The sequence below is a fragment of the Polynucleobacter sp. Tro8-14-1 genome, assembly GCF_018881655.1.
In the GTDB taxonomy this organism is placed as follows: domain Bacteria; phylum Pseudomonadota; class Gammaproteobacteria; order Burkholderiales; family Burkholderiaceae; genus Polynucleobacter.
Genome location: NZ_JACVPX010000005.1, coordinates 14,240 through 37,908, shown reverse-complemented (window position 1 = coordinate 37,908; position 23,669 = coordinate 14,240). Strand labels below are relative to the sequence as shown.

The 23,669-nt window shown below is 46.7% G+C and carries 25 protein-coding genes; 16 read left to right on the top strand and 9 right to left on the bottom strand.

Going from position 1 to position 23,669, the window contains the following annotated elements; genetic code table 11:
- Positions 1–10 precede the first annotated feature (10 nt).
- From mraZ to bioB, 3 genes are all read right to left on the bottom strand, one after another.
- On the bottom strand, positions 11–439 hold the full coding sequence (gene mraZ / locus ICN34_RS06515) for a division/cell wall cluster transcriptional repressor MraZ (RefSeq protein ID WP_216121756.1): 429 nt from the start codon (positions 437–439) through the stop codon (positions 11–13).
- 304 nt (positions 440–743) lie between these two features.
- Positions 744–1,373, bottom strand: a complete 630-nt coding sequence (gene coq7 / locus ICN34_RS06510) for a 2-polyprenyl-3-methyl-6-methoxy-1,4-benzoquinone monooxygenase (RefSeq protein WP_072583401.1) — start codon at positions 1,371–1,373, stop codon at positions 744–746.
- Positions 1,374–1,385: 12 nt separating this feature from the next.
- Entirely contained in the window at positions 1,386–2,435 is a 1,050-nt protein-coding gene (gene bioB / locus ICN34_RS06505; RefSeq protein WP_072583402.1) for a biotin synthase BioB, read from the bottom strand.
- Between the two features lie 89 nt (positions 2,436–2,524).
- On the opposite strand from bioB, the gene bioA reads away from it, so the two are divergent.
- From bioA to ICN34_RS06485, 4 genes are read left to right on the top strand one after another with little or no spacing between them, the layout of a single operon-like run.
- Positions 2,525–3,871, top strand: a complete 1,347-nt coding sequence (gene bioA, locus ICN34_RS06500; RefSeq protein ID WP_216121534.1) for an adenosylmethionine--8-amino-7-oxononanoate transaminase — start codon at positions 2,525–2,527, stop codon at positions 3,869–3,871.
- Positions 3,868–5,106, top strand: a complete 1,239-nt coding sequence (gene bioF, locus ICN34_RS06495) for an 8-amino-7-oxononanoate synthase (protein ID WP_216121532.1) — start codon at positions 3,868–3,870, stop codon at positions 5,104–5,106. Before bioA ends, bioF begins: the two co-directional genes overlap by 4 nt.
- On the top strand, positions 5,099–5,818 hold the full coding sequence (gene bioD / locus ICN34_RS06490) for a dethiobiotin synthase (protein WP_216121530.1): 720 nt from the start codon (positions 5,099–5,101) through the stop codon (positions 5,816–5,818). The genes bioF and bioD overlap by 8 nt, the downstream gene beginning before the upstream one ends.
- A gap of 56 nt (positions 5,819–5,874) precedes the next feature.
- Entirely contained in the window at positions 5,875–7,071 is a 1,197-nt protein-coding gene (locus ICN34_RS06485; protein ID WP_216121529.1) for a M20 aminoacylase family protein, read from the top strand.
- Positions 7,072–7,102: 31 nt separating this feature from the next.
- On the opposite strand, the gene ICN34_RS06480 is transcribed toward ICN34_RS06485, so the two are convergent.
- From ICN34_RS06480 to apaG, 3 genes are all read right to left on the bottom strand, one after another.
- The gene (locus ICN34_RS06480) at positions 7,103–7,879 is read right to left on the bottom strand and encodes an enoyl-CoA hydratase (protein ID WP_216121527.1); all 777 of its coding nucleotides are present in this window, start codon (positions 7,877–7,879) and stop codon (positions 7,103–7,105) included.
- 26 nt (positions 7,880–7,905) lie between these two features.
- A complete protein-coding gene (locus ICN34_RS06475; protein WP_216121525.1) occupies positions 7,906–9,036 on the bottom strand; it encodes a murein transglycosylase A in 1,131 nt (376 codons plus the stop codon).
- 130 nt (positions 9,037–9,166) lie between these two features.
- Positions 9,167–9,541 (bottom strand): Co2+/Mg2+ efflux protein ApaG, encoded by a 375-nt coding sequence (apaG, locus tag ICN34_RS06470; RefSeq protein WP_072583449.1) that lies wholly within the window; start codon positions 9,539–9,541, stop codon positions 9,167–9,169.
- A gap of 49 nt (positions 9,542–9,590) precedes the next feature.
- Between apaG and rpe the strand changes: the two genes are divergently transcribed.
- From rpe to trpC, 5 genes are read left to right on the top strand one after another with little or no spacing between them, the layout of a single operon-like run.
- On the top strand, positions 9,591–10,316 hold the full coding sequence (gene rpe, locus ICN34_RS06465; protein WP_216121523.1) for a ribulose-phosphate 3-epimerase: 726 nt from the start codon (positions 9,591–9,593) through the stop codon (positions 10,314–10,316).
- Entirely contained in the window at positions 10,316–11,821 is a 1,506-nt protein-coding gene (trpE, locus tag ICN34_RS06460; RefSeq protein WP_216121521.1) for an anthranilate synthase component I, read from the top strand. Before rpe ends, trpE begins: the two co-directional genes overlap by 1 nt.
- The gene (locus ICN34_RS06455; protein WP_216121519.1) at positions 11,805–12,371 is read left to right on the top strand and encodes an aminodeoxychorismate/anthranilate synthase component II; all 567 of its coding nucleotides are present in this window, start codon (positions 11,805–11,807) and stop codon (positions 12,369–12,371) included. Before trpE ends, ICN34_RS06455 begins: the two co-directional genes overlap by 17 nt.
- A gap of 19 nt (positions 12,372–12,390) precedes the next feature.
- Entirely contained in the window at positions 12,391–13,416 is a 1,026-nt protein-coding gene (gene trpD, locus ICN34_RS06450) for an anthranilate phosphoribosyltransferase (protein WP_216121517.1), read from the top strand.
- A gap of 10 nt (positions 13,417–13,426) precedes the next feature.
- Positions 13,427–14,230, top strand: a complete 804-nt coding sequence (gene trpC, locus ICN34_RS06445; RefSeq protein WP_072583413.1) for an indole-3-glycerol phosphate synthase TrpC — start codon at positions 13,427–13,429, stop codon at positions 14,228–14,230.
- Here trpC and ICN34_RS06440 read toward each other — a convergent pair.
- Positions 14,211–14,780, bottom strand: a complete 570-nt coding sequence (locus ICN34_RS06440; protein WP_216121515.1) for a hypothetical protein — start codon at positions 14,778–14,780, stop codon at positions 14,211–14,213. The two genes, trpC and ICN34_RS06440, sit on opposite strands and share 20 nt — an antisense overlap.
- 106 nt (positions 14,781–14,886) lie before the next feature.
- On the opposite strand from ICN34_RS06440, the gene ICN34_RS06435 reads away from it, so the two are divergent.
- The gene (locus ICN34_RS06435) at positions 14,887–15,237 is read left to right on the top strand and encodes a hypothetical protein (protein ID WP_072583415.1); all 351 of its coding nucleotides are present in this window, start codon (positions 14,887–14,889) and stop codon (positions 15,235–15,237) included.
- Positions 15,238–15,310: 73 nt separating this feature from the next.
- Here the strand turns inward: ICN34_RS06435 and ychF are convergent, their stop codons facing one another.
- Positions 15,311–16,405 (bottom strand): redox-regulated ATPase YchF, encoded by a 1,095-nt coding sequence (gene ychF, locus ICN34_RS06430; RefSeq protein ID WP_216121513.1) that lies wholly within the window; start codon positions 16,403–16,405, stop codon positions 15,311–15,313.
- 40 nt (positions 16,406–16,445) lie between these two features.
- Here ychF and ICN34_RS06425 point away from each other — a divergent pair, with 40 nt between their 5' ends.
- The 4 genes from ICN34_RS06425 to ICN34_RS06410 are packed head-to-tail and all read left to right on the top strand — an operon-like array spanning position 16,446 to position 20,972.
- The gene (locus tag ICN34_RS06425; protein ID WP_216121511.1) at positions 16,446–17,720 is read left to right on the top strand and encodes an FAD-dependent monooxygenase; all 1,275 of its coding nucleotides are present in this window, start codon (positions 16,446–16,448) and stop codon (positions 17,718–17,720) included.
- The gene (locus ICN34_RS06420; protein ID WP_216121509.1) at positions 17,713–18,429 is read left to right on the top strand and encodes a DsbC family protein; all 717 of its coding nucleotides are present in this window, start codon (positions 17,713–17,715) and stop codon (positions 18,427–18,429) included. The genes ICN34_RS06425 and ICN34_RS06420 overlap by 8 nt, the downstream gene beginning before the upstream one ends.
- Before the next feature lie 5 nt (positions 18,430–18,434).
- Positions 18,435–20,216, top strand: coding sequence for a M61 family metallopeptidase (locus tag ICN34_RS06415; RefSeq protein WP_216121507.1), 1,782 nt, complete (start codon positions 18,435–18,437; stop codon positions 20,214–20,216).
- A gap of 6 nt (positions 20,217–20,222) precedes the next feature.
- On the top strand, positions 20,223–20,972 hold the full coding sequence (locus tag ICN34_RS06410; RefSeq protein WP_083564269.1) for a uracil-DNA glycosylase: 750 nt from the start codon (positions 20,223–20,225) through the stop codon (positions 20,970–20,972).
- On the opposite strand, the gene ICN34_RS06405 is transcribed toward ICN34_RS06410, so the two are convergent.
- Positions 20,961–21,257 carry a hypothetical protein gene (locus tag ICN34_RS06405; protein WP_237767769.1) on the bottom strand — a complete coding sequence of 99 codons (297 nt, stop codon included), beginning with the start codon at positions 21,255–21,257 and terminating at the stop codon, positions 20,961–20,963. The two genes, ICN34_RS06410 and ICN34_RS06405, sit on opposite strands and share 12 nt — an antisense overlap.
- A gap of 1 nt (position 21,258) precedes the next feature.
- On the opposite strand from ICN34_RS06405, the gene hemA reads away from it, so the two are divergent.
- Together hemA and prfA are read left to right on the top strand one after the other, a co-directional pair.
- Complete coding sequence (gene hemA / locus ICN34_RS06400) at positions 21,259–22,575, top strand: glutamyl-tRNA reductase (RefSeq protein WP_216121505.1); 1,317 nt, start codon at positions 21,259–21,261, stop codon at positions 22,573–22,575.
- Positions 22,576–23,655, top strand: coding sequence for a peptide chain release factor 1 (prfA, locus tag ICN34_RS06395; RefSeq protein ID WP_072583419.1), 1,080 nt, complete (start codon positions 22,576–22,578; stop codon positions 23,653–23,655).
- Positions 23,656–23,669: the final 14 nt, after the last annotated feature.

Below are 23,669 nucleotides of genomic sequence, written 5' to 3'. Positions count from 1 at the left end.
CACCCTGTCATCAAAAATTAAATTGCTTGAGTGCTTCAGGCATGCCTTGTGCAATCGCAGCCTGTTCTTTTGCAGCGTATGTAGCTGCGTCCCACAACTCCAAGTGACTTCCCATGCCAAGCAAAATCACTTCTTTTTCAATCCCGGCAGCAGCGCGCAACTCTGGACTCACCAGTACGCGACCAGCACCATCCAAATCTATCTCTGCTGCGTTACCTAAAAAAATACGGCGCCACCAATGGGCATCCATCGGAAGTTGCGCAACTCTTGCTCTGAAGGTTTCCCACTCTGGTCTTGGGAAAAGAAGTAAGCACCCATCGGGGTGTTTTGTAAGCGTGATTCGGCCCTCACCCTGCACCAACAAGGCGTCACGATGCTTAGCCGGCACAGACATGCGGCCTTTTGCATCCAAATTGAGAGCTGACGCACCTTGAAACACCATTTACCCCACTTTTTCACACTTCCTCCCACTTTAGAGGATCACACTAAGAGGGTCAAGTGTTTTTAGGAGTTTTTTTAGGAATTTCTCTAGTGTTTACAAACACTTAGCGTCATGTGTTGAGAAAATGGTGATAATAAAATAGCTACTTGAAACAATGGCTTGGAAAATATACTTAAGAATAGATCTTAGCTATTGCACTAGATAATGCCTAAATATACTGTATTTAAAAACAGTAATACGTAAAAAAATATCTCAAAAATTAATCAGAGATGAGTTTTGAGAATTAAAACCTATTTCCGTATTAAATTTTGTAAGCAGTGGTGGTCATTATCTTAGACATCGCCTGCATTATTTTTTGAATGGGTTCTGGCAAATTTGCACCGCCAGCATTTTTTGCAGCTTGTCCGTGAGCAATTTCATCAATGCGCATTTGATCCACAATTGCACGAGATCGTTGATCTTCTTTTGGCAATTTTTCGAGATGACTTTCCAAGTGATTCTCGACTTGTTTTTCTGTTTCAGCAACAAAACCTAAACTCCACTTATCGCCCGCTAAGCCTGCTGCCAAGCCAATTGCAAAGGATCCCGCATACCAAAGTGGATTGAGATAACTAGTGTGTGACCCGAGCTCTTGAAGACGATTTTCACACCATGCCAGATGATCCATTTCTTCTTGCCCAGAGTGATCTAACATCTCCTGAATTTCAGGATTTCGAGCAACTAATTTTTGCGATTGATACAGCGCTTGTGCACAAACTTCACCCACATGATTGACTCGCATGAGTCCTGCTGCATGTTTGCGCTCGACAGTATCCAAACCGGAATTACCTCGAAAATCAGATCCTGGAGTCGGTCTATGGGCATGAGCACCTCCGACCACCGACCGAAGGGCGGTATCAAACTCCAGAATGAGGCGATCTATTGGAGACATCCGCGTGGAAAACTAAACCAAAACCTCTGCTTTACAGCTTTGTTTAGTTTTTAACCCCAACTCTGCCAAGAGCTCACGGTCTTGTTCTGCCTCGGGATTACCGGTAGTAAGTAGTTGCTCACCATAGAAAATAGAGTTAGCTCCCGCCATAAAGCACATGGCCTGAACTGCCCTGCCAAGCTCCTGACGACCGGCAGATAAACGTACGCGGGCTTTAGGCATTGTGATCCTAGCAACCGCAATCGTTCTCACAAACTCCAGTGGGTCCAAAGGCTTTTGCTCAGCTAAGGGCGTACCGGCTACTGGCACTAGATGATTGATAGGAACGGATTCTGGGTAGGGGCTCAAATTGGCTAAGCGAGCCAAAAATGCGGCGCGCTGCTGTCTAGACTCGCCCATGCCGACAATACCGCCACAACAAACCGACATGCCAGCGGCGCGGACATTGGAAATCGTATCCAAACGGTCTTGGTAGCCTCTGGTTGAGATCACAGAACGGTAGAAATCTTCGCTGGTATCTAAGTTATGGTTATAAAAGTCTAGGCCAGCCTCTTGCAGTGCCTGGGCTTGATCCGCCTCCAGCATGCCTAAGGTGGCGCAGGTCTCCAGACCCAAGGCTTTTACGCCCTTGATCATGGCAGTCACTTTTTCAATATCGCGGTCTTTGGGTTCGCGCCATGCGGCACCCATACAGAAACGGTTAGAACCGGCGGCTTTAGCAGCTTTGGCAGCCTCTAAGACCTCTTCTAAGCCCATTAACTTCTCAGCCTTAACGTCGGTGTCATAACGAGCAGCTTGAGGGCAATAACCACAATCCTCAGGACAACCGCCCGTCTTAATTGACAACAAAGTGGCTAATTCAACATCACCCTCTGGGAAATAGGCTTTATGAGTCTCTTGAGCCTTCAACATCAATTCATTCAAAGGAAGTGCAAATAAGGCTTGAATTTGAGCCACTGACCACTCGCCAGTTGCCTCTCCCCCTGCGCTTACGCCCTGATGCAAATCCGCTTTAGATTTGAATTGGGTTAAGGGTTTTTCAACGGTTTGAGTGTCCTGCATGGGTAAATTCCAGAAAATGAGGGGATTCAAGGCATAAACATAACAGATACAGGCCTGAATTTGGAAAAACTAGTGGTCAAATATCAAACATGAAGGTTATTTCTGATTTAAATCAAGCCCCCCTCGTTAATCGCAGCCTTGCAGCCGTCTGGCATCCATGCACGCAGATGAAACAGCATGAGTCCTTTCCACTGGTTGCCATTACAAAAGGTAAGGGTGCCTGGCTCTATGACGAAAACGGAAAAGCCTTACTCGACTCCATTAGTTCTTGGTGGACCAATTTATTTGGCCACTCCAACCCACGCATCAATCAAGCCATTACCACGCAACTCGAAAAAATTGAGCATGTAATGCTCGCCGGATTTACGCATGCGCCCGTAGTAGAGCTATCTGAAAAACTGTCTGCACTCACCAATCACCATTTAGGCCATGTCTTTTATGCCTCCGATGGTGCGTCTGCAGTAGAAATAGCGCTCAAGATGAGTCACCACTACTGGCAACTCAACGGCAAACCACAAAAGAAGAAATTTGTTTGCTTGGAAAATGGTTATCACGGGGAAACACTTGGTGCATTAGCAGTAACGGATGTTGCTATTTTTCGGGACGCCTATGGATCGTTATTGCAAGATGTCTTTACCATTACATCACCTGATGCACGCAAAGCAAAAGCTGGTGAGAGCGCAGAAGATGTAGCAAGATATGCAGCAAAACAACTCGAAGAATTATTTGTAAAAGAACATGGCAATATTGCTGCCATTATTGTCGAGCCTTTGGTGCAGTGCGCAGGGCAAATGGCCATGCACTCTTCCGAGTATCTACGTTTAGTCAGGGATTTATGTGATCGCTACGAAGTACATCTGATTGCAGATGAGATTGCGGTGGGCTGTGGGCGGAGTGGCAAGTTCTTTGCCTGTGAGCATGCTGGTATCTGGCCAGACTTCTTAACCCTGTCCAAAGGAATTAGCGGCGGCTATCTTCCACTGTCACTCTGCCTTACGACAGACCAGATATATCAAGCTTTTTATGGCGATCAAATCCAGCAAGGGTTTTTACATTCTCATTCTTATACCGGTAACCCACTAGCGTGTGCTGCCGCACTGGCTTGTTTAGAGATTTTCGAAACTGACAAAGTATTAGAAAAAAATATTGAGCGCTCAAAGGATTTAGTAAATGCATTTGCGTGGGCAAAAACGGATTCCCGCATTGAGCATTGGCGCCAGCAAGGAATGATCTTGGCATTCGATATTAAAAATGAGTTTCTGAAAAAGCCTAAGATGTTTGCGCGAACGATGTTCTCAAACTGTTTGAGCGAAGGTGTATTGATTAGACCAATCGGCAATACTATCTACGTCATGCCACCGTATATTTTGTCTGCAGCAGAAACCATTCAACTAGGTCATGCCGTGCAAGCTGCCCTTGAGAAAACCTTGGCATGACGAACGCATACCAGGCCTTAAAGTTAGCGCAAGAGCAAATTGCAGAACTTGAGTCGCAATTACTCAAACGCAAACTCAGAGCAACAGAATCTCCATGCGATACCAAAGCTTTAGTTGATGGACGCGAGCTCAAAGCATTTTGTAGCAATGACTATTTAGGACTAGCAAACCATCCTGCGTTAATTCAAGCGCTTACTGAAGGCGCTCAGAAGTATGGGGTAGGCAGTGGCGCCTCCCATCTCATTAGCGGCCACAGCAGGGCTCATGAGCTGCTTGAAAACCAATTGGCCTCTTTTCAAAAGCAACACATTCCGAATGCGCGCGCCCTATTTTTTAGTACCGGCTATCTCGCCAACCTTACCGCCATCACAGGTCTAGCGAGACTTGCGCCACAAAAATCCACCAGCATTTATTCTGCAAAGCTCAATCATGCCTCTTTAATTGATGGCATTCGTTTAGCGGCTGCTCAGACTCAAGCAAATGTCGCCCTGTTTGATCACACACAACTTGATTCATTAGAAGAATTACTGAAAGCAGATCAACATCCACTGAAGATCATTGTTACTGATGGTGTCTTTAGTATGGATGGTGACCTTGCTCCAGTTGAGGAATTATTAAAACTTGCTGAGCAATACGATGCACTGTTACTCGTAGATGATGCTCACGGTTTCGGAGTGTTAGGTAAACAAGGTCATGGCATTTTGGAGCAGGAAAATATATGCTCTGATCGCATTATTTATATTGGCACACTTGGAAAGGCTGCGGGCGTCAGCGGCGCCTTTGTTTGTGCACAAGCCACTTTTATTGAGTGGCTCATTCAAAAGGGTCGCCCTTTCATTTACAGCACCGCAACGCCACCTGCGATAGCACATACGCTTTCAAAAAGTTTGCAGATCATCGAGGGGGATGAGGGCAGCAATCGCCGCATTCATCTCAACAAACTAATTGGTATATGGCAAGGTGAAATGCAATTTACTCAATGGGAAAAAGTGTCCTCTTGTACTGCCATTCAGCCTGTCATATTGGGCAGCAATGCCAACGCCCTGCTCGCTGCTAAGTTACTTGATGATGCTGGCTATTGGATTCCTGCTATTCGCCCTCCTACCGTACCCAATGGCAGTGCAAGATTACGCATTACGTTCTCTGCTAACCATGGCGAAGCAGATGTGCGTCAACTCATTGATACCTTAAAGACCATCGAGCAAACAGTCCTTCAAAAGGGCTCTCATGAGTAAGGCCACAGGCTTCTTTGTCGCCGGTACAGACACCGAGGTTGGAAAAACGCTGGTGAGCGGCGCTCTCATTCTGAAACTACGCGAACAGGGAATGAAAGCGATTGGCTTTAAACCGGTTGTTGCTGGAACTTATCAAGATGCACAAGGCCACACTCTGAATGAAGATTTAGAAACACTGCGCATCGCCTCAAACCTCAGCTCCACTGAATTGAGTTTGTGTCCTTATGTATTGAATCGACCGGCTGCTCCACATTTGGTAGCGGCCCACCAAGGGCTGCAACTTGAAATGAGCCTGATCTTACAGAGCTTTCAAAATGTTCAAGACCGGGCAGATTGCGTTGTGGTTGAGGGCGCCGGCGGCTTACTTATCCCCCTAAATGAGCGGGAAGATTTGGGGACTTTCGCCCAAGAAATTAAATTTCCCATCATCCTGGTGGTGGGCATGAAATTAGGCTGCATTAATCACGCCCTCCTAACTTGTGAGGCAATCAAAGCGCGTAACTTAAATATTGCGGGATGGGTAGCGAATACCCTATCCACAGAAATGCCTCTGCTTGAAGAAAATATTCAGACTCTACAAGCCAGAATAGATACCCCATTTTTGGGCCTCATTCCAGAGCTTCCAAAAGAACTCCAAAAAGCCGATAACAGCCCATATTCAATTGAAGCCTTGGGTTTTGCTGCAAAGCACATTCAATTACCCGACAATTAATTTGCGGTAATTTAGCCCAAAAGGCATATCCAAAGACTTTCGGATAAGATGAAGGGATGCATTTATCCCCAGAAATTATTGACTCCGCGGAAGCCATTCAAGAAATTCGACGCAATATTCATGCGCATCCTGAATTGCGTTTCGAAGAAAATCGCACTGCCGATCTAGTTGCGGAAGCGCTTTCTAGCTGGGGAATTGCCGTCTACCGCGGCATGGGAAAAACAGGTGTCGTAGGTCGTTTAGATGGTGACTTAGGCCCCGGAAAAATGATTGGTTTGCGCGCTGATATGGATGCGCTTCCATTGCAGGAGCACAACAACTTTGCTCATGCATCAACAAACCCCGGAAAAATGCATGCTTGTGGACATGATGGTCACACTGCAATGCTGCTTGGCGCCGCACAATATTTATCCAATCACCGCGACTTTAAAGGCACGGTGATTTTTATTTTCCAGCCAGCAGAAGAAGGTGGCGCTGGTGCGAATGAAATGATTAAGGATGGACTTTTCAAAGAATTTCCATGCGACGCAGTATTTGGCTTGCATAACTGGCCCGGCTTGGCAGAAGGTCACTTTGGAGTGACCTCCGGCCCAATGATGGCTTCAAGCAATACTTTTGAAATTACCATTACCGGTAAAGGCGGTCACGCCGCCCTACCCCACAATAGTGCAGATCCAGTATTTACTGGCGCCCAAGTAGTGCTTGCATTACAGAGCATCATTACACGTAATAAGCGTCCTGTAGATGCTGCTGTTTTATCGATTACGCAATTTCATGCGGGTGAAACGAGCAATGTCATTCCGGATAGCGCCTTCATTGGCGGTACGGTACGTACATTTACTTTGGACGTCTTAGATTTAATCGAGCAACGTTTACGAGAAATCGCTCATAGCGTTGCAGGGGCGTTTGATTGCCAAGCAGAAATTACGTTTTCTAGAAATTACCCGCCTCTTATTAATCATGCCAACGAAGTGGAATTTGCAACCGAAGTCATGAGTGAATTGGTTGGCAAGCAGAATGTCAATGCTTCAATCGATCCCACAATGGGCGCGGAAGACTTTGCGTTTATGTTGCTAGAGAAGCCGGGCTGTTACGTATTCTTAGGCAATGGCGATGGCGATCATCGCTCGGTAGGTCATGGCATGGGACCATGCCATTTGCACAATCCTTCTTACGATTTCAATGATTCCTTGATTCCAATCGGCGTGAGCTATTGGGTCAAACTAGCTCAACGCTTCCTAGAAAAAAACTGAGTTCTTTCAAACTTTCTCTTCAGCTATTGAATTAAGAATTGGTAAATTTAGCTGGGCGCTTTTCCATGAACGCAGCCATGCCTTCTTTTTGATCACTCGTTCCAAAGCAAGCATGAAAGAGGCGGCGCTCAAAATGAATACCTTCAGACAAGGTAGTTTCATAAGCAGTGTTGATACTTTCCTTCACCATCATTGCAGTTAACAAAGGCATATCTGCAATTCCTTTGGCAATTGCTTTAACTTCTTTCAGCAAATCTGCTTGTGGGAAGATCCTGGCAACCAAACCGGAGCGCTCAGCTTCAGCGGCATCCATCATGCGGCCCGTCAAAGCTAGATCCATCGCTTTTGCTTTGGATACCGCGCGAGGTAAGCGCTGTGTACCGCCAGCGCCTGGGATAATGCCCAGCTTTACTTCGGGCTGAGCAAACTTAGCATTATCCGCCGCCATGATCGTGTCGCACATCATGGCCAACTCACAGCCACCACCAAGGGCATAGCCAGAGACAGCAGCGATTACAGGCTTACGTACTTTTTTGATCTCTTCCCAGTTACGGGTAATAAAGTCACCGCGATAAACATCTTTTAAACCGTACTTGGCCATTGAAGCAATATCCGCTCCAGCAGCAAATGCCTTTTCACTGCCAGTAACGATCATGCAACCAATATTGTCATCCGCGTCAAATGCCATTAATGCAGCACCAAGCTCTTCCATGAGCTGATCGTTCAAGGCATTTAACACTTCAGGGCGATTCAAAGTAATGGTGGCAACCTTACCATCCACTTCAGTCAAAATAGTTTTGTAGCTCATGAATTTCTTTCGGTGAAAAGTATTAATTAACGTGGCAACAACAACCACATCCTGCCATTTTGTTTCATACGACCTGCCATCTCTCCAGCAGCATCTCCGGATCCCCAATAGTAGTCGGCTCTGACGCCACCCACAATTGCTTTACCCGTATCCTGTGCCATCACCAGCTTTTGCAAAGGCTGACTACTTAATGGTTTGGTGGCTGCTAAAAAGACAGGCGCGCCCAGTGGCAAGGCTTGTAAATCTACTGCAATACTGCGCTCAGCTGTGAGCGGAACACCGAGGGCGCCATTTGGGCCTAAATCAGCAGAGAGATTGCCAGGTAACTCTTTAAAGAAAACAAAACGGGGATTGGCGTTCAGCATTTCATTTACTTGGCCGGGATTTCTTTTAGCCCATTGTGAAATGCCTTGCATCGTCGCTTCACTACGTGTGATTTCTTTGCGATCTAACAACCACTGAGCAAAGGATTTAAAAGGCTGATCATTGGTGCCCGCAAAACCCAGACGCAGGATGCGTCCATCCTCAAGACGAATTTTTCCAGAACCTTGAATTTGCATGAACGCTGCTGCTACTGGATCCTGCACCCAAGCAATTTCAGAGCCCTGCAACACACCAGAACTCATTAGCTCGGCACGGCTTGGGCCTGGGTTGGGCTTAGATTTGCGCCAAGCATTAGGGTAGCCGTAGAGCGGCACGTTATAAGCACTCGTACGAGTTTGTGAGCCATTCATTACTGGTTCGTAATAACCCGTGATCAAGCCCGTGTCACTACCGGAGCTATTGCGAATTTCATAAGCTTGAAAATTATTTTCAAAATATTTACGAATAGCCTGCGTGTCACGGCTTGATACATTGGCGGCCTGGGCACACACTGAGCGCCAGTTCACATCAGCACTTTTCTTACGCAAAGCATCGCAACTTTTTAACCAAGCAGGCCAAGCCTGAGACAAGTCGTCTTCCTGCCATCCAGGCAAGGCTTGCCAAGAGACAGCACTAAAGCTTGCAATCGAGGAGCTATAGCTTGATGGCGAAGCGCCAGAACCACTAGAGCGATATCCCGCCCCCCGAGTGGGAGGCGTAGAGCATCCAACAATCAAGCTAGTTATGAGGATAGCGAATACACTTAACGGAACTAATTTAAATTTAGAAATCATGATTGCCAATTTACTCGATGAATACCCAATGCTACTGTTTGTTTTTGAAGGCGCTGTTGCCTTAGGACTTTTGTTATTTATTGTTCTTTGGACAGGCAAGGGCAAAAAATAGCATTCTCACCACCCTACGTTAATGCAGAGTACGTGGCATCACCAGGGCAAACTCTGGGATAGGGGCCTGAAAGAACTGGGCATCCTCAGTGACACAAAAATACTCCCCACGCATTGTTCCGGCCGGAGTGGGCAAGGTTGCCCAGCTGGTGTACTCAAAGTGCTCTCCAGAGCGTAATAGCGGTTGCTGCCCAACAACGCCCAGACCTCTGACCTCCTGGACATCGTTATCCCCGTCTGTAATGAACCAATGGCGGGCAATTACCTGAATACTGGCAGTCCCCGTATTGCGGATAGTTACCGTATAAGCAAAGGCAAATTGGCGGTTATCGGGGTCAGATTGCTCAGGAAGGTACTGGGCTTTGACCGTAATGCTCATTTCGTGGGGATTCATGGACGAATTCTGCTCCATCCTAAGGCCAACTGCAAGCTAGAATCTAGGGATGGAAAGCCAAAAATCATCCTCAAATAGTCAATTTGTTATTGCCCCATCCATTTTGTCGGCTGACTTCGCCTGTCTTGGTAAGGAAGTTCAAGACGTTTTAGTGGCGGGCGCCGACTGGATTCACTTTGACGTGATGGATAACCACTATGTGCCCAACCTGACTATTGGCCCCTTGGTTTGCGAGGCTATTCGTCCTTATGCAAATAAAGATGGCAAACCTGCGGTGATCGATGTGCATTTAATGATCGAGCCGGTAGATCGCATCGTCCCTGACTTTGCCAAAGCAGGCGCCAATTTAATTAGCTTTCATCCCGAAGCAAGTCCTCATGTCAATCGCACATTGAACTTGATTCGTGATCAGGGCTGTCAAGCAGGTCTCGTATTCAATCCAGCAACACCACTAACTCATCTCGATCACACTTTGGAATTGTTGGATCTTGTTTTGCTGATGTCAGTAAACCCAGGATTTGGCGGTCAATCATTCATCCCAAGTACTCTGAATAAGATTGCTCAAGTACGCGCACGCCTCGATCGTTACCAGGCTGAGACTGGTCGACATATTCGCCTTGAAGTGGATGGCGGAATTAAAGTCGACAACATTGCAGAAGTGGCTCGAGCAGGTGCTGATACTTTTGTTGCAGGCTCAGCAATTTACGCACAAGAAAATTATGCTCAAGTCATTCAAGCGATGCGCACTGAATTAGGAAAGTCAGGAAAAGCGTAATGCAGCGCGAAGAATTTAACGCCCTAGCAATGCAGGGTTTCAATCGCATTCCTCTGATCAAAGAGGTTTTGGCGGATCTAGAGACTCCACTGTCTCTTTACGTTAAGCTGACTCAAGCGTTCGGTAAAACCAACACATACTTATTGGAGTCTGTTTTGGGTGGCGAGCGTTTCGGCCGCTTCTCCTTTATTGGCCTGCCTGCCAAGACTATCGTGAGAACTGTCGGCACCCCTTCAGCACCAGTCAACGAAGTAGTGACTGATGGAAAAGTGGTTGAAATGAATACCGATAATCCACTCGACTTTGTGGATGCTTACTTCAAGCGTTTTAAGGTAGCTTTACAAGCTGATATGCCCCGCTTTTGCGGTGGCCTTGCCGGCTACTTTGGTTATGACACTGTTCGCTATATCGAGTCACGTTTAGCCAAGCATCAACTACCGGATGAATTAGGCGTTCCTGATATTCAACTAATGCTGACTGAAGAGTTAGCAGTGATTGATAACGTTGCTGGCAAAATTTATTTGATTGTCTATGCGGATCCGAGCATTGCTGATGGTTTTGTAAAAGCGCAAGATCGCCTAAAAGAATTACTCGCTTGTCTTAGTAAGCCAGTAAATATGCCGGCATCTTTACCAAGCACTAAAACCGATCTCATCCGCAAATTCAAAGCAGCTGATTTTGAAAAAGCAGTACTTAAGACCAAAGAATATATTTTGGCTGGCGATTGTATGCAGGTAGTCATTGGTCAGCGTATTAGTAAACCATTTACAGACTCACCATTAGCCCTCTACAGAGCGTTGCGCTCGCTTAATCCATCGCCATACATGTACTTCTATGACTTTGGCGATTTGCAAATTGTTGGCTCATCCCCTGAGATTTTGGTGCGCCAAGAAAAACGGGCTGCCGAGAAGATTGTGACCATCAGACCACTGGCTGGCACCCGCCCTCGCGGAGTCAATCCACAGGAAGACGAACGTTTAGCCAAGGAACTCTTGGCCGACCCCAAAGAAATTGCTGAGCATGTGATGTTGATTGATTTAGCCCGTAATGACGTGGGCCGCATTGCCAAAACAGGCTCAGTCAAAGTCACCGACTCCATGTCTATTGAGAAATACTCCCACGTTCAGCACATCGTGAGTTCAGTAGAGGGCCATCTTTTGGACAATATGAGCAATATGGATGTATTGCGAGCGACCTTCCCAGCGGGCACCTTATCAGGTGCGCCAAAAATTCGGGCAATGGAAATCATTGATGAGATGGAAATTGTGAAGCGTGGTGTTTATGGTGGCGCAGTGGGTTACCTGTCTTTCTCAGGCGATATGGATGTGGCCATTGCCATTCGTACCGGCGTGATCCGTGACGGCATGCTGCACTCTCAGGCTGGAGCTGGCGTTGTTGCTGACTCTGATCCGACTGCCGAATGGAAAGAAACCGAAGCAAAGGCACGCGCGGTATTGACTGCAGCAGATTTAGTACAAGGAGGACTTGATGCTCCTAATGATTGATAACTACGATTCATTTACTTACAACCTCGTTCAGTACTTTGCAGAGCTTGGTGAGGAGGTAAAAGTCTTTCGCAATGATGAAATTGCTGTGGAAGATATTGCCAAACTGCATCCAGCGCGCATTTGCATCTCACCTGGGCCATGCAGCCCTTCTGAGGCAGGTATTTCAGTCGACACCATCAAGCGCTATGCGGGACAAATTCCGATCCTAGGCGTGTGCTTAGGGCACCAAGCTATTGGTGAAGCATTTGGCGGAAAAGTCATTCGCGCCCAAAAAGTCATGCATGGCAAGACCGATAGCATTCATCACACTGGTGTGGGTGTATTTAAGAATTTGCCTGATCCATTTAAGGTCACTCGTTATCACTCACTAGCCATTGAGAAAAGCTCTTTGCCAGCAATGCTAGAAGTAACTGCCACTTCTTCTGACGGTGAGATCATGGGCGTACGCCATAAAGAACTCGCAGTTGAGGGCGTGCAATTCCATCCAGAATCTATTCTTTCCGAGCATGGCCACGCCTTACTCAAGAATTTTTTACAAAACAAATAAACAGTCTGCCAACAGCGCCATGTCAATCACTCCGCAAGAAGCCCTCCAACGCTGCATTGAACATCGAGAACTATTTCATGATGAAATGACAGCAATGATGCGACTCATCATGAGCGGTGAAATGGCGCCAGAGTTGGTGGCTGGATTATTGGTTGCCCTGCGCACCAAAAAAGAAACTGTTGGTGAAATCGCTGCTGCCGCACAAGTGATGCGCGAGTTTGCTACCTCAGTAAAGGTGGATGACCGTAGTCATTTGGTAGATGTGGTGGGCACAGGTGGTGATGGTGCCCATACATTCAATATCTCTACTGCAGCGATGTTTGTGGCTGCGGGAGCGGGTGCAAAGATAGCCAAGCACGGCAATCGCAGCGTGAGCAGCAAATCAGGTAGCGCAGATGTATTAGAAGCGCTTGGCGTAAATCTGGCTTTATCCGCTGATCAAGTCGCCACGTGCATCACTACTGTTGGTGCTGGCTTTATGTTTGCGCCGAACCATCATCCGGCGATGAAGAATATAGTTCCCATTCGCAAACAACTCGGTGTCCGGACTATTTTCAACATCCTTGGCCCTCTTACCAACCCCGCTGACGCTAAACGGATTTTGATGGGTGTATTTCATGCTGACCTAGTCGGCATTCAGGCGCGTGTATTACAAGCTTTGGGCATGGAGCATGCGCTCGTTGTGTACGGGCGAGATGGTCTGGATGAAATTTCCTTAGAGGGCCCAACCTTAGTTGGCGAACTTAAAGATGGCATAGTGCGTGAATATGAAATTCATCCAAAAGATTTTGGATTAAATGCCGCGCCCACCAACAGCTTTAAAGTGGCTAATGCTGAAGAGTCCAAGCAGATTGTCTTGGATGTGCTCGATGGCAAACCCGGGCCTGCAAGCGATATCGTCTGCCTTAATGCCGGCGCCACACTATATGTAGCTGGAGTAGCAAAAGACATTGCTAGCGGTATTACCCTGGCTAGAGCAGCCATCACCTCAGGAGCGGCACGTCAAAAGTTAGATACTTTTGTTGTAGCAACCCAATCTCAATAATTGATTATTCATGAGCGATATCCTCGATAAAATTGTTGCCACTAAAAAGATTGAAGTAGCTAGCTGCCTGCAGAAAATATCGCTTGCCAATCAACGTGGGCAAGCTGAAGCTAATAACCGTGATGCCCTTTTAAAGCCAAGAGGCTTTATTCAGGCTATTGAGAACAAGATTTCCGCTGGTAAGGCAGGAGTCATTACTGAAATCAAAAAGGCAAGCCCAAGCAAAGGCATTTTGCGCAATAACTTCGTTCCAGCAGACATTGCCCAGTCCTACGAAAATCATGGTGCAGCTTGTTTATCAGTACTGACTGATATGGATTATTTCCAAGGATGCAATGCCTATCTGCAAGAAGCTCGTGCCGCCTGCAATATTCCCGTTTTGCGTAAAGACTTCACCATTGATCCGTATCAAGTCTATGAAGCTCGTGCGATTGGCGCCGATGCAATCTTGCTGATCGTGGCTTGCCTAGAATTAAATCAAATGAAAGAGCTTGAAGCCTGTGCACATGAGCTCGGTTTAGATGTGTTGGTCGAAGTTCACAATGCCCCAGAATTAGAGCAAGCGCTAGAACTCAGAACACCTTTACTTGGTATTAACAATCGAAACCTTAAAACCTTTGAGGTGACACTGCAAACCACCCTCTCTCTAATGTCCATGGTTCCGGACAACAAAACCTTAGTAACAGAGTCTGGCATCTTGAGTCACGCTGATGTAGAGCTCATGCGCAACAATCAAATCAACGCGTTCCTGGTTGGGGAGGCATTCATGCGGGCCACAGATCCAGGGACAGCGCTTAGTGAGCTGTTTTTCTAGTCTTTCGCAATAGATCTAAGCAGTATTTGATCAAAGAGATCAGTAGCAACGAACCCAGCACATCACCAATAAACATCACCAAGAAGTGATTTACAGTGCCTGTATTTTCTAAAGCCATCACTGAAAACCACCACTGATGTAAGCCTGCAGAGAGCAAGGCATAAATCAAAATACAAGCAATGAGTTTAGGGAAATTGAGATTACTTAAGTCTGACTCAAGGCGAAGATTGCTAAAAACAAAAAATCTAGCCAAATAAGGCGCAAATCCCGAAATTAATCCAACGCCAATACACAGCGTCAAGTCGTGCGGGAAATCGCCGTAATAGCTAATTAAAAATGAGGCTATAGCAATTCCGATGGCGCCAGGTAAACCAAAAATCAAAGTCAGAAATAAGCGGAGACCAGCAGGCAGATAAATCCAACTTACTCCCAAGCCAAAAGTAATGCTATTGGTAAGCCAGCTATTGCAATAAAAGAGAAGTGTGTACGCCATCGCACTAATGACGCACCCAAAAAGCCATTCCGAATAAATTGCGAATAATTTAGACATTGTTATTAGTATGGATTAATTTTTATTGATGCGCATCAATTGCTAAAATCAGACCAAGGGAATACACTAGTACTAGCCTTAGAGTTAATACAAATAAATACTAAATATGTCATCTACTAAACCGTCACCCTACATCAAGTTCCTTAACTTGATTGATGCCCTCGATCGAATCAACCCAGGCAAGAAGCTGGATTGCATCGAAGAGAGTTTGCTCGATAGGATTGTTTCTTGCGCCCATGCCAAGCAAGCAATTTTGGTTGGTGATTTGATTTCCATTTCAGACCTAGGCTCACAAGCTACATTGCATGGTCGCCTCAAAAATCTCAGCGCCTTGGGCTATATCAAAATGGCTGCCAATGCCGATGGTCGCAAAAAAGAAGTATTGCCCACCAAGATTGCTCTAAAGCGCTATGAAGAAATTTCTAAATGCTTAGAGAAGGCAGCAAAAGCCTCTTAATCGTTAGAGCACCACTGCATAAGCAAAAAAGCCCTGAAAAGGGCTTTTTTTATTGGGCAGAAATAAGATCACTTTAGACGTTAAACAAGAAATTCAATACATCTCCATCTTTAACAACATACTCTTTACCTTCCGCGCGCATCTTTCCGGCTTCCTTGGCGCCAGACTCTCCTTTGAACTGCACAAAATCTTCGTAGGAGATTGTCTGAGCACGAATAAAGCCCCGCTCAAAGTCTGTATGAATCACGCCAGCCGCTTGAGGTGCTGTATCACCAACATGGATGGTCCAAGCGCGAACCTCTTTAACTCCAGCGGTGAAATAGGTTTGTAAACCAAGCAATGAATAGCCCGCACGAATCACACGATCCAAGCCTGGCTCTTCCATGCCTAGGTCAGCCAAGAATTCAATCTTGTCTGCTTCTTCTAAGTCGGCGATCTCTGCCTCAATCGCAGCGCATACAGCAACAACTGGAGCATTTTCTTTTGCCGCATGTTGCTTCACAGCCTCAAGGTGTGGATTATTTGAGAAGCCATCTTCTTTGACGTTTGCAACATACATCGCAGGCTTAGCAGTGATCAAACACAACGGTTTAATCAATAATTTTTCATCGTCATTGAGATTCAAACTGCGCACTGGCAGAGCAGAATCTAGGTGAGTCTGTACTTTAGTCAGAACGGCAACCAAAGCAGCAGCCTCTTTATCATTGCCAGACTTAGCGGCCTTGCTTGAGCGATTCAGGGTTTTCTCAACTGTTGCCAGGTCCGATAAAGCCAATTCGGTGTCAATCACACCAATGTCAGCAATGGGATCAATTTTCCCGGCAACGTGGATGACGTTGGGATCCTCAAAACACCGGACGACATGGGTAATAGCATCAGTTTCACGAATATTCGCCAAAAACTGATTGCCAAGACCTTCTCCTTTTGAAGCGCCAGCTACCAAACCAGCAATATCGACAAATTCGACTGCTGCAGGCAGGATGCGCTCAGGCTTCACGATCTCAGCCAAGGCAGCTAGACGGGGGTCAGGAACCTCAACAACGCCCACATTAGGCTCAATCGTGCAGAAAGGATAGTTTTCCGCTGCGATCCCAGCCTTGGTAAGCGCATTAAAGAGGGTAGATTTGCCGACGTTAGGCAGGCCGACGATGCCACATTTCAAAGACATAGCATTATTGTAAAGGGGCTGGTTTCGATATCATCGAGTTATGTCAGAAGTTCACCCAAATCACGTGCCCAAGTCCCCCGCCCATTCCACCCAAATCCGCACAGTAGACGTTGTTGTGGTCGGCGGAGGCATTACTGGCAAGGCTTGCGCCCTAGGTCTAGCCCAGCTTGGCTTACAAACCATTGAAATTGCCCCTGATTTAGGGCAAAACGTCCCAAGTCCACAAGGCGCTCAATGGGGCCAAAGAATCTACGCCTTCTCCCCCAGCACCCAAAAATTACTGGCTCATTTGCATATTTGGGATGCAATTGATCGCAGCCGCCTGCAAGCAGTCCGAGATATGCGGATTTACGGTGATCGAGGCGAAAAGAATGACCATCTCCACCTTTCTGCATTTGAAGCGGGCACTCCACAACTTGCGTGGATTGGAGAAGCTAATTTAATTGAGCACACCATCGATCAAGCTTCGCGTTTTCAGAATAAGCTAGAGCGCATCAATGATGTTGTAGAAAAAATTCAGGTAGATGCTGATGGAAGCACCCTACATTTAAAAAATGGTGGGAGCATTCGCGCACAACTCGTGATTGCAGCGGATGGCGCCAACTCACCGATTCGCAATGAATTGGGTATTAGCGCGAGTGAAGAAAGTTATTCACAAAGTGCAGTGGTTGCCAATTGGCTCTGTGACTACCCCCATCTAGAGACTGCCTTTCAGTGGTTTTTGCCAGGTGGCGATATTGTGGCTATGCTGCCCCTGCCAGGAAAACAAGTGTCAATGGTTTGGTCTACCTCCCCAGAACATGCAGCTGATTTATTAAAACTAGATCAAGCGCAATGGTTGGATCAATTCTCCTCCATTGCTAATGGCGCAATTGGAAAGCAACTAGGTGAGCTGACTCTGAACTCAGTGCCAGCAACCTTCCCTTTAAGAAAGATTCGAGCCAAACGATTTATCGGGCCAGACGCCTCTCCGAAGGTTGTGCTCATTGGCGATGCCGCCCATGTGATGCACCCACTCGCTGGGCAAGGCCTGAATCTAGGGCTGCGAGATGTTGCGGTACTTCTAAATATTTTGGGTAAGCGTGAATCGTTCCGCGCACCTAGTGACTTGGTATTGCTTCGACGTTATGAACGACAACGTCAAGGCGACACGAGCGCACTCTTATGGGTGACCGATAAACTCAAGAAATTATTTTCTGCAAGCAGCAGCACTGAACGCCAGCTCCGTAACTGGGGCTTAGGTCTTGTAAACAAAAGCCACTTTATAAAACAGCGCTTAATTGAACGCGCTTTAGGAGAAATTGATTTTGAATAAATTGTTATCTGCGATTGCATTCATTGGCGCCGCCCTGCTCTGCACTACCCCACTTCACGCACAACAAGAGCAGCAATTAAAGACTGAGATCCAAAAGAAGTTAGGCGCTAATGCGAAAGTGAAAAGTGTTTCACCGGCCCCAGTTTCCGGCCTTTATGAAGTACTAGTTGGCAATGATATTTTTTATACTGATACCTCTGGGAAGTATCTGATTCAAGGGGAAATCATTGAGCTCGCATCCGGTAAAAATATTACCGAGCAAAGACAGGCAGACTTAAACCGCATTAAATGGAGTGAATTGACGCCTGCCAACGCAATTAAAAATGTTCGTGGCAATGGTAGTCGCCAGCTGGCAGTCTTCTCCGATCCAAACTGTGGCTATTGCAAGCGCCTAGAGAAATCTCTACAGCAGCTTGATAACGTAACGATCTATACCTACTTAATACCCATTCTGTCGGCAGACTCCACCCAAAAAGCAAAGCAAATTTGGTGCTCTTCTGATCCCTATAAGACGTATATTGACTGGATGGTGAATGGCATCGCCCCTAGCGGTAAGGGAGAGTGCAGTACGCCACTGGATAAAAATGTGGCTTTCGCAAAGACCTATGGAATCACGGGCACGCCGACTTTATTCTTTACTGATGGCAGCCGTTTCCCTGGCGCGGTACAAATTACCGATATCGAAAAGAAATTTAGCTCCCTGAAATAAATATCATGAACCATGCCGACTTACCCGCAATTCAATATACGGTCTGGCCGGCAGACCTGCATGGCCATCGCTATCGCATCAAGCTGCATATTGCCAACCCTGATTCTGATGGTCAGGTACTTCAAATGCCGGCCTGGATTCCAGGTAGCTATTTAATTCGTGATTTCAGTAAACATGTCGAATCACTTGAAGCGTTTTCAGTAGAGGGTGTCAAGAGACAAATAATCCTCGAACGGATTGATAACGACCATTGGCGCTTACCGCCATGCAATGGTCCAATAGAGGTACTCAGCACTGTTTATGCGTTTGATTCTTCAGTGCGTGCAGCCTATCTGGATACTGAACGCGCATTCTTTAACGCCACTAGCTTATGTCTAGCCGTCAAAGGGCAGGAGCATTTACCTTGCTCACTCGCTATCACCCCGCCGGAACTTGCCTTTGCGGATCACTGGACAGTTCAAACTTCCTTGAGGGCTGCCAAGACGGATGAGCGTGGATTTGGCTTCTATTTGGCACAAAATTATGATGATTTATTGGATCATCCTGTAGCCTTGGGCGAGTTCCAGCTCGTGCACTGGAAATCAAATGGTGTAGCTCATCGCATGGCAATACAAGGCTGCAATCACATTATTGACGCCAAACGCCTTGCACAAGATTTACAAGCAATCTGCACCAGCACTATTGATCTCTTTGAGCCAAAATCTAAGCGTGCTCCTTTTGATGAATATCTTTTCTTAGTCAATGCGGTATTAAATGGCTATGGTGGCCTTGAGCATCGTAATAGCACTGCGCTACTCTGCAGGCGCGATCAAATCCCCCAAGAAAATATTCTCTTTGAAGAATCTGCGTATAGAGAATTCTTAGGCTTGTGTAGTCACGAGTATTTTCACGCATGGCTGGTTAAGCGTATTCAGCCAAAAGCCTTTCAACCGTATGATCTGGCCAAGCGTAATCACACTCGCTTACTGTGGGTGTTTGAGGGCTTCACCAGTTACTACGATGATCTCCAACTACTGCGTAGTAAACGAATTGATCTCAAGACTTACCTAAAACTCGTTGCAGATAACTGGAATGGGATCTTGCGTGGCCCTGGGCGCCATAAGCAAAGCCTAGCTGACAGCTCTTTTGATGCCTGGACCAAGTATTACCAAGCAGATGAGAACACCCCAAACACGGTCGTCAGCTACTACGGTAAAGGCGCCTTAGTTGCGCTTGGTCTTGATTTACAGATTCGGGCATTCACTAAAAATAAACAGTCTCTAGATGACCTCATGCGCCTACTTTGGAATAAGCATGGCGTCACCTTGGACGGCATTACAGAAGACGGACTAGATGATTTGATTTTTGAATTACTGGGTAATGGCTTTAGCAAAATCTGGAATGAGATTAAGGCCCGTTATATTTTTGGTATAGAAGATATTCCTCTGCAAAAATGGATTGGCTCAAATCTCATTTCTGTAAAAACAAAACCTCAATCTACACTGGAAAAACTCAAGCTACAGTTTGGGATGCGCCATTCAGATGCCAATGGCTGGCTTAAGGTTACCCATGTGCTTGATGGCGGGATTGCTCAAGCAGCAGGCCTATCAGCCGGTGATTTACTAGCCAGTATTGATGGGCAGCGGGTTACCGGCGCCCACTGGGACAGAGTCTTAGGCAGCCTTTCTGAAAACTCCCATGCCCGCATTACTTTCTATCGCGATGATCTAGAGCATGAGCGCATGGTTTCAATGCAATCTACCCAGATACCTATGCAATATGAACTGACACCTAAAAAAGATGTCTGATCGAAATTGAAAGCACTATTTTCAAAAGACGATATCCCAAAGGATTGGCAAAAATTACTGGGGAATTATTTCGAGTCAGTAGATTGGCGCTCACTAGAAAAAAATTTGCAGACTGCTCTTGATACTGAAGTTGTTCGACCCGAGCCTCAGAACTTTTTTAAAGCCCTCAAACTTTGCCCCGTTGATTCAGTAAAGGTAGTGATCTTGGGCCAAGATCCTTATCACTCACCAGGGCTAGCGCAAGGGCTAGCCTTTTCGATACCTGCTGAGATTGCAGTCAATTCACGAGAATTTCCCAGCTCACTACGCAACATCAGTAAAGCATTGGCATTAGAAGGTTTTGGGTCTTTACCGAATGGTGATCTTCACAATTGGGCCGAGCAAGGAGTGCTACTTCTCAATACTGCTTTGAGTGTCAAATTGGGCGAGGCCGGCAGTCATACGGGGCTGGGATGGAAAAGCTTCATTGATCATTTGATCGGCGGTTTATCAAAAGCTAGGCCGCATTTAGTTTGGATGCTATGGGGTGGTCATGCCCAATCTAAGCTGTCACTCATTGAAGGAGGTCAGAATCCTTTGATCTTGCAATCCTCCCACCCATCTGGACTTGGCGTATACAAGACGAATAAGCCTTTTTTGGAGCCTGGAGGTAAGGCCAGTTGCAATCACTTTATTAAAGCCAATCAATGGCTGATTGAACAAAAGAGTGCGCCTATTCAGTGGGTGGCGAACAATTGCGCCGACTTATTTAGCTAAAGCAGTAAAAACACACCCCACCGCACAGGCAGCAAAAATAGCGCTGGCCCACTCTAAGATTTGCCCGGATTGAAAAAGATCCCAGTATTGCCCTGCATACGAGCTAGCAGCCGCTGCAATAGACCCCAGTAAGAAGGCCATCAGAATCCTGCCGGGCTTAACCCCATCAGAAGCTCCGGGGTAAAAAATCCAGGCTGACACCCCAGAAACACCCCCAATCACCAGAAAAGCCAAAAACCCCATTGATACCCCCATTAATGCTGCCATCAAATCTATAATTGCCATTATGAAGTTGTTGACACTCGGCATCAATCATCACACAGCGCCGGTCGCCATTCGGGAAAAGGTCGCCTTTGACCCTGAATTTCTTCAAGAAGCGTTGCACGATCTTCGCCAACATTTAGTTGGCGCGAATCAGGCCGGGCTTCCCGAAGCTACGATTTTGTCAACCTGCAACCGCACTGAGGTCTACTGCGCCGCAAATGATGCCAGCGCCGCAGGTCTTTTGCATGAAGCTACTTTCGATTGGTTAGCCAAAACTCAACAGCTTGCACCAAGCAGTCTTGAGCCTCACATTTACTCATTACCGCAATCAGATGCAGTGCGACATGCCTTCAGAGTTGCGTGTGGCTTAGATTCCATGGTAATTGGTGAGACACAAATCTTAGGCCAAATGAAAGATGCGGTTCGCACTGCAAATGATGCTGGTGTATTGGGAACCTATCTCAATCAACTTTTCCAGAAAACGTTTGCAGTCGCTAAAGAAGTACGTGGCTCTACTGAAATCGGTGCGCACTCTATTTCAATGGCTGCAGCCTCTGTTCGCCTCTCAGAACGTATCTTTGAAAAAATTGCAGATCAAAAGATTTTGTTCATTGGTGCCGGTGAGATGATTACTTTATGCGCAACGCATTTTGTTGCGCGCAAACCGAAGAATGTGGCGATTGCTAACCGCACGATAGAGCGCGGTCAAGAGCTTGCAGATTCCATTTCCTCGCAAGGCGTTGAAGCTGAATCCTTCAAGCTCTCCGAGCTCCCAGGGCGCCTACATGAGTTCGACATTATCGTTTCTAGTACTGCCTCATCCTTACCCATCATTGGTCTGGGCATGGTGGAGAGTGCCTTGAAGCAACGTCGCCATAAGCCGATGGTGATGGTTGATTTAGCAGTGCCGCGGGATTTTGAACCTGAAATCTCCAGATTGGATGATATCTATCTTTACACCGTTGATGATTTAGGAACGATGATTCAGACTGGTGCCAACTTACGTCAAGCGGCTGTAAGCCAGGCTGAAGCGATCATCGAAGATCGTGTTGGTAACTTTATGCATTGGATGCAAGGTCGTAATGCGGTTCCGCTAATTCAGGATATTCAGCAGCAAGGTGAACGTTTACGTCAACTTGAACTTGAGCGTGCAATGAAACGCTTGATGCGTGGCGATGATCCACAAGAAGTTCTCAATGCCATGGCACAAGGCCTAACCAATAAATTTCTGCATGGCTCACTCCATGCACTGCAACACTCTAATGGCGCTGAGCGTGACGCCTTGATTAAGTTGTTACCCAAACTATTCGCCTCGCATTCCAAGCCAGAAGACCATTAGATGAAGCCCAGCATGCGGGCTAAGCTAGACCACCTAGATACGCGCTTAGCCGAACTTAATTCCTTATTGACCTCCGAAGAAGCAACCAAAGACATGGATGCTTATCGGAAGCTCACGCGTGAACATTCCGATATTGCTACCGTAGTAGAGCAGTTTGGGCTCTACAAGCAAGCAGAGGCGGATGCCCAAGCGGCAGAGGAAATGCGTAAAGATCCCGAGATGAAGGACTTTGCCGATGATGAGCAGAAACAGGCTTTGGCTACGATGGAAGCGCTTGAGGGCGCATTACAAAAGCTCTTGCTTCCTAAAGATGAAAATGATGATCGCAACGTTTTCTTAGAGATTCGTGCGGGCACTGGTGGTGACGAGAGCGCACTCTTTGCTGGTGATCTGCTACGCATGTATAGCCGCTTTGCTGAACGCCAAGGCTGGAAAGTAGAGATGGTCAGTGCTGCTGAATCTGACTTAGGTGGATATAAAGAAGTGGTCCTTCGTCTTGTTGGACAGTCTGTTTACTCACGACTCAAGTTTGAATCTGGTGGTCATCGTGTGCAACGTGTTCCACAAACCGAAACACAGGGTCGCATTCATACATCAGCCTGTACTGTGGCAGTCATGCCAGAAGCAGATGAACTGGAGGCGGTCAAAATTAATCCCGCAGAGTTGCGAATTGATACCTTCCGCGCTTCAGGTGCTGGTGGTCAGCATATTAATAAAACGGATTCTGCAGTCCGTATCACTCACCTGCCAACAGGCACCGTTGTTGAGTGCCAAGACGATCGCAGCCAACACCGCAATCGTGAACAGGCCATGAAGGTATTGGTTTCTCGCATCATGGATGCTAGAGAGCGCGAGAAACATCAACTTGAGGCACAGACTAGGAAGTCGCTGGTTGGATCGGGCGATCGCAGCGATCGCATTCGCACCTACAACTTCCCACAAGGCCGCATCACCGACCACCGCATCAATCTCACGCTTTATAAAATTGACGCCATGATGGATGGCGATATAGATGATCTTTGTAATGCTCTTGCATCTGAACATCAAGCAGAGTTACTTGCTGCCCTTGGTGATAGTTAAGCGATAACGAAACC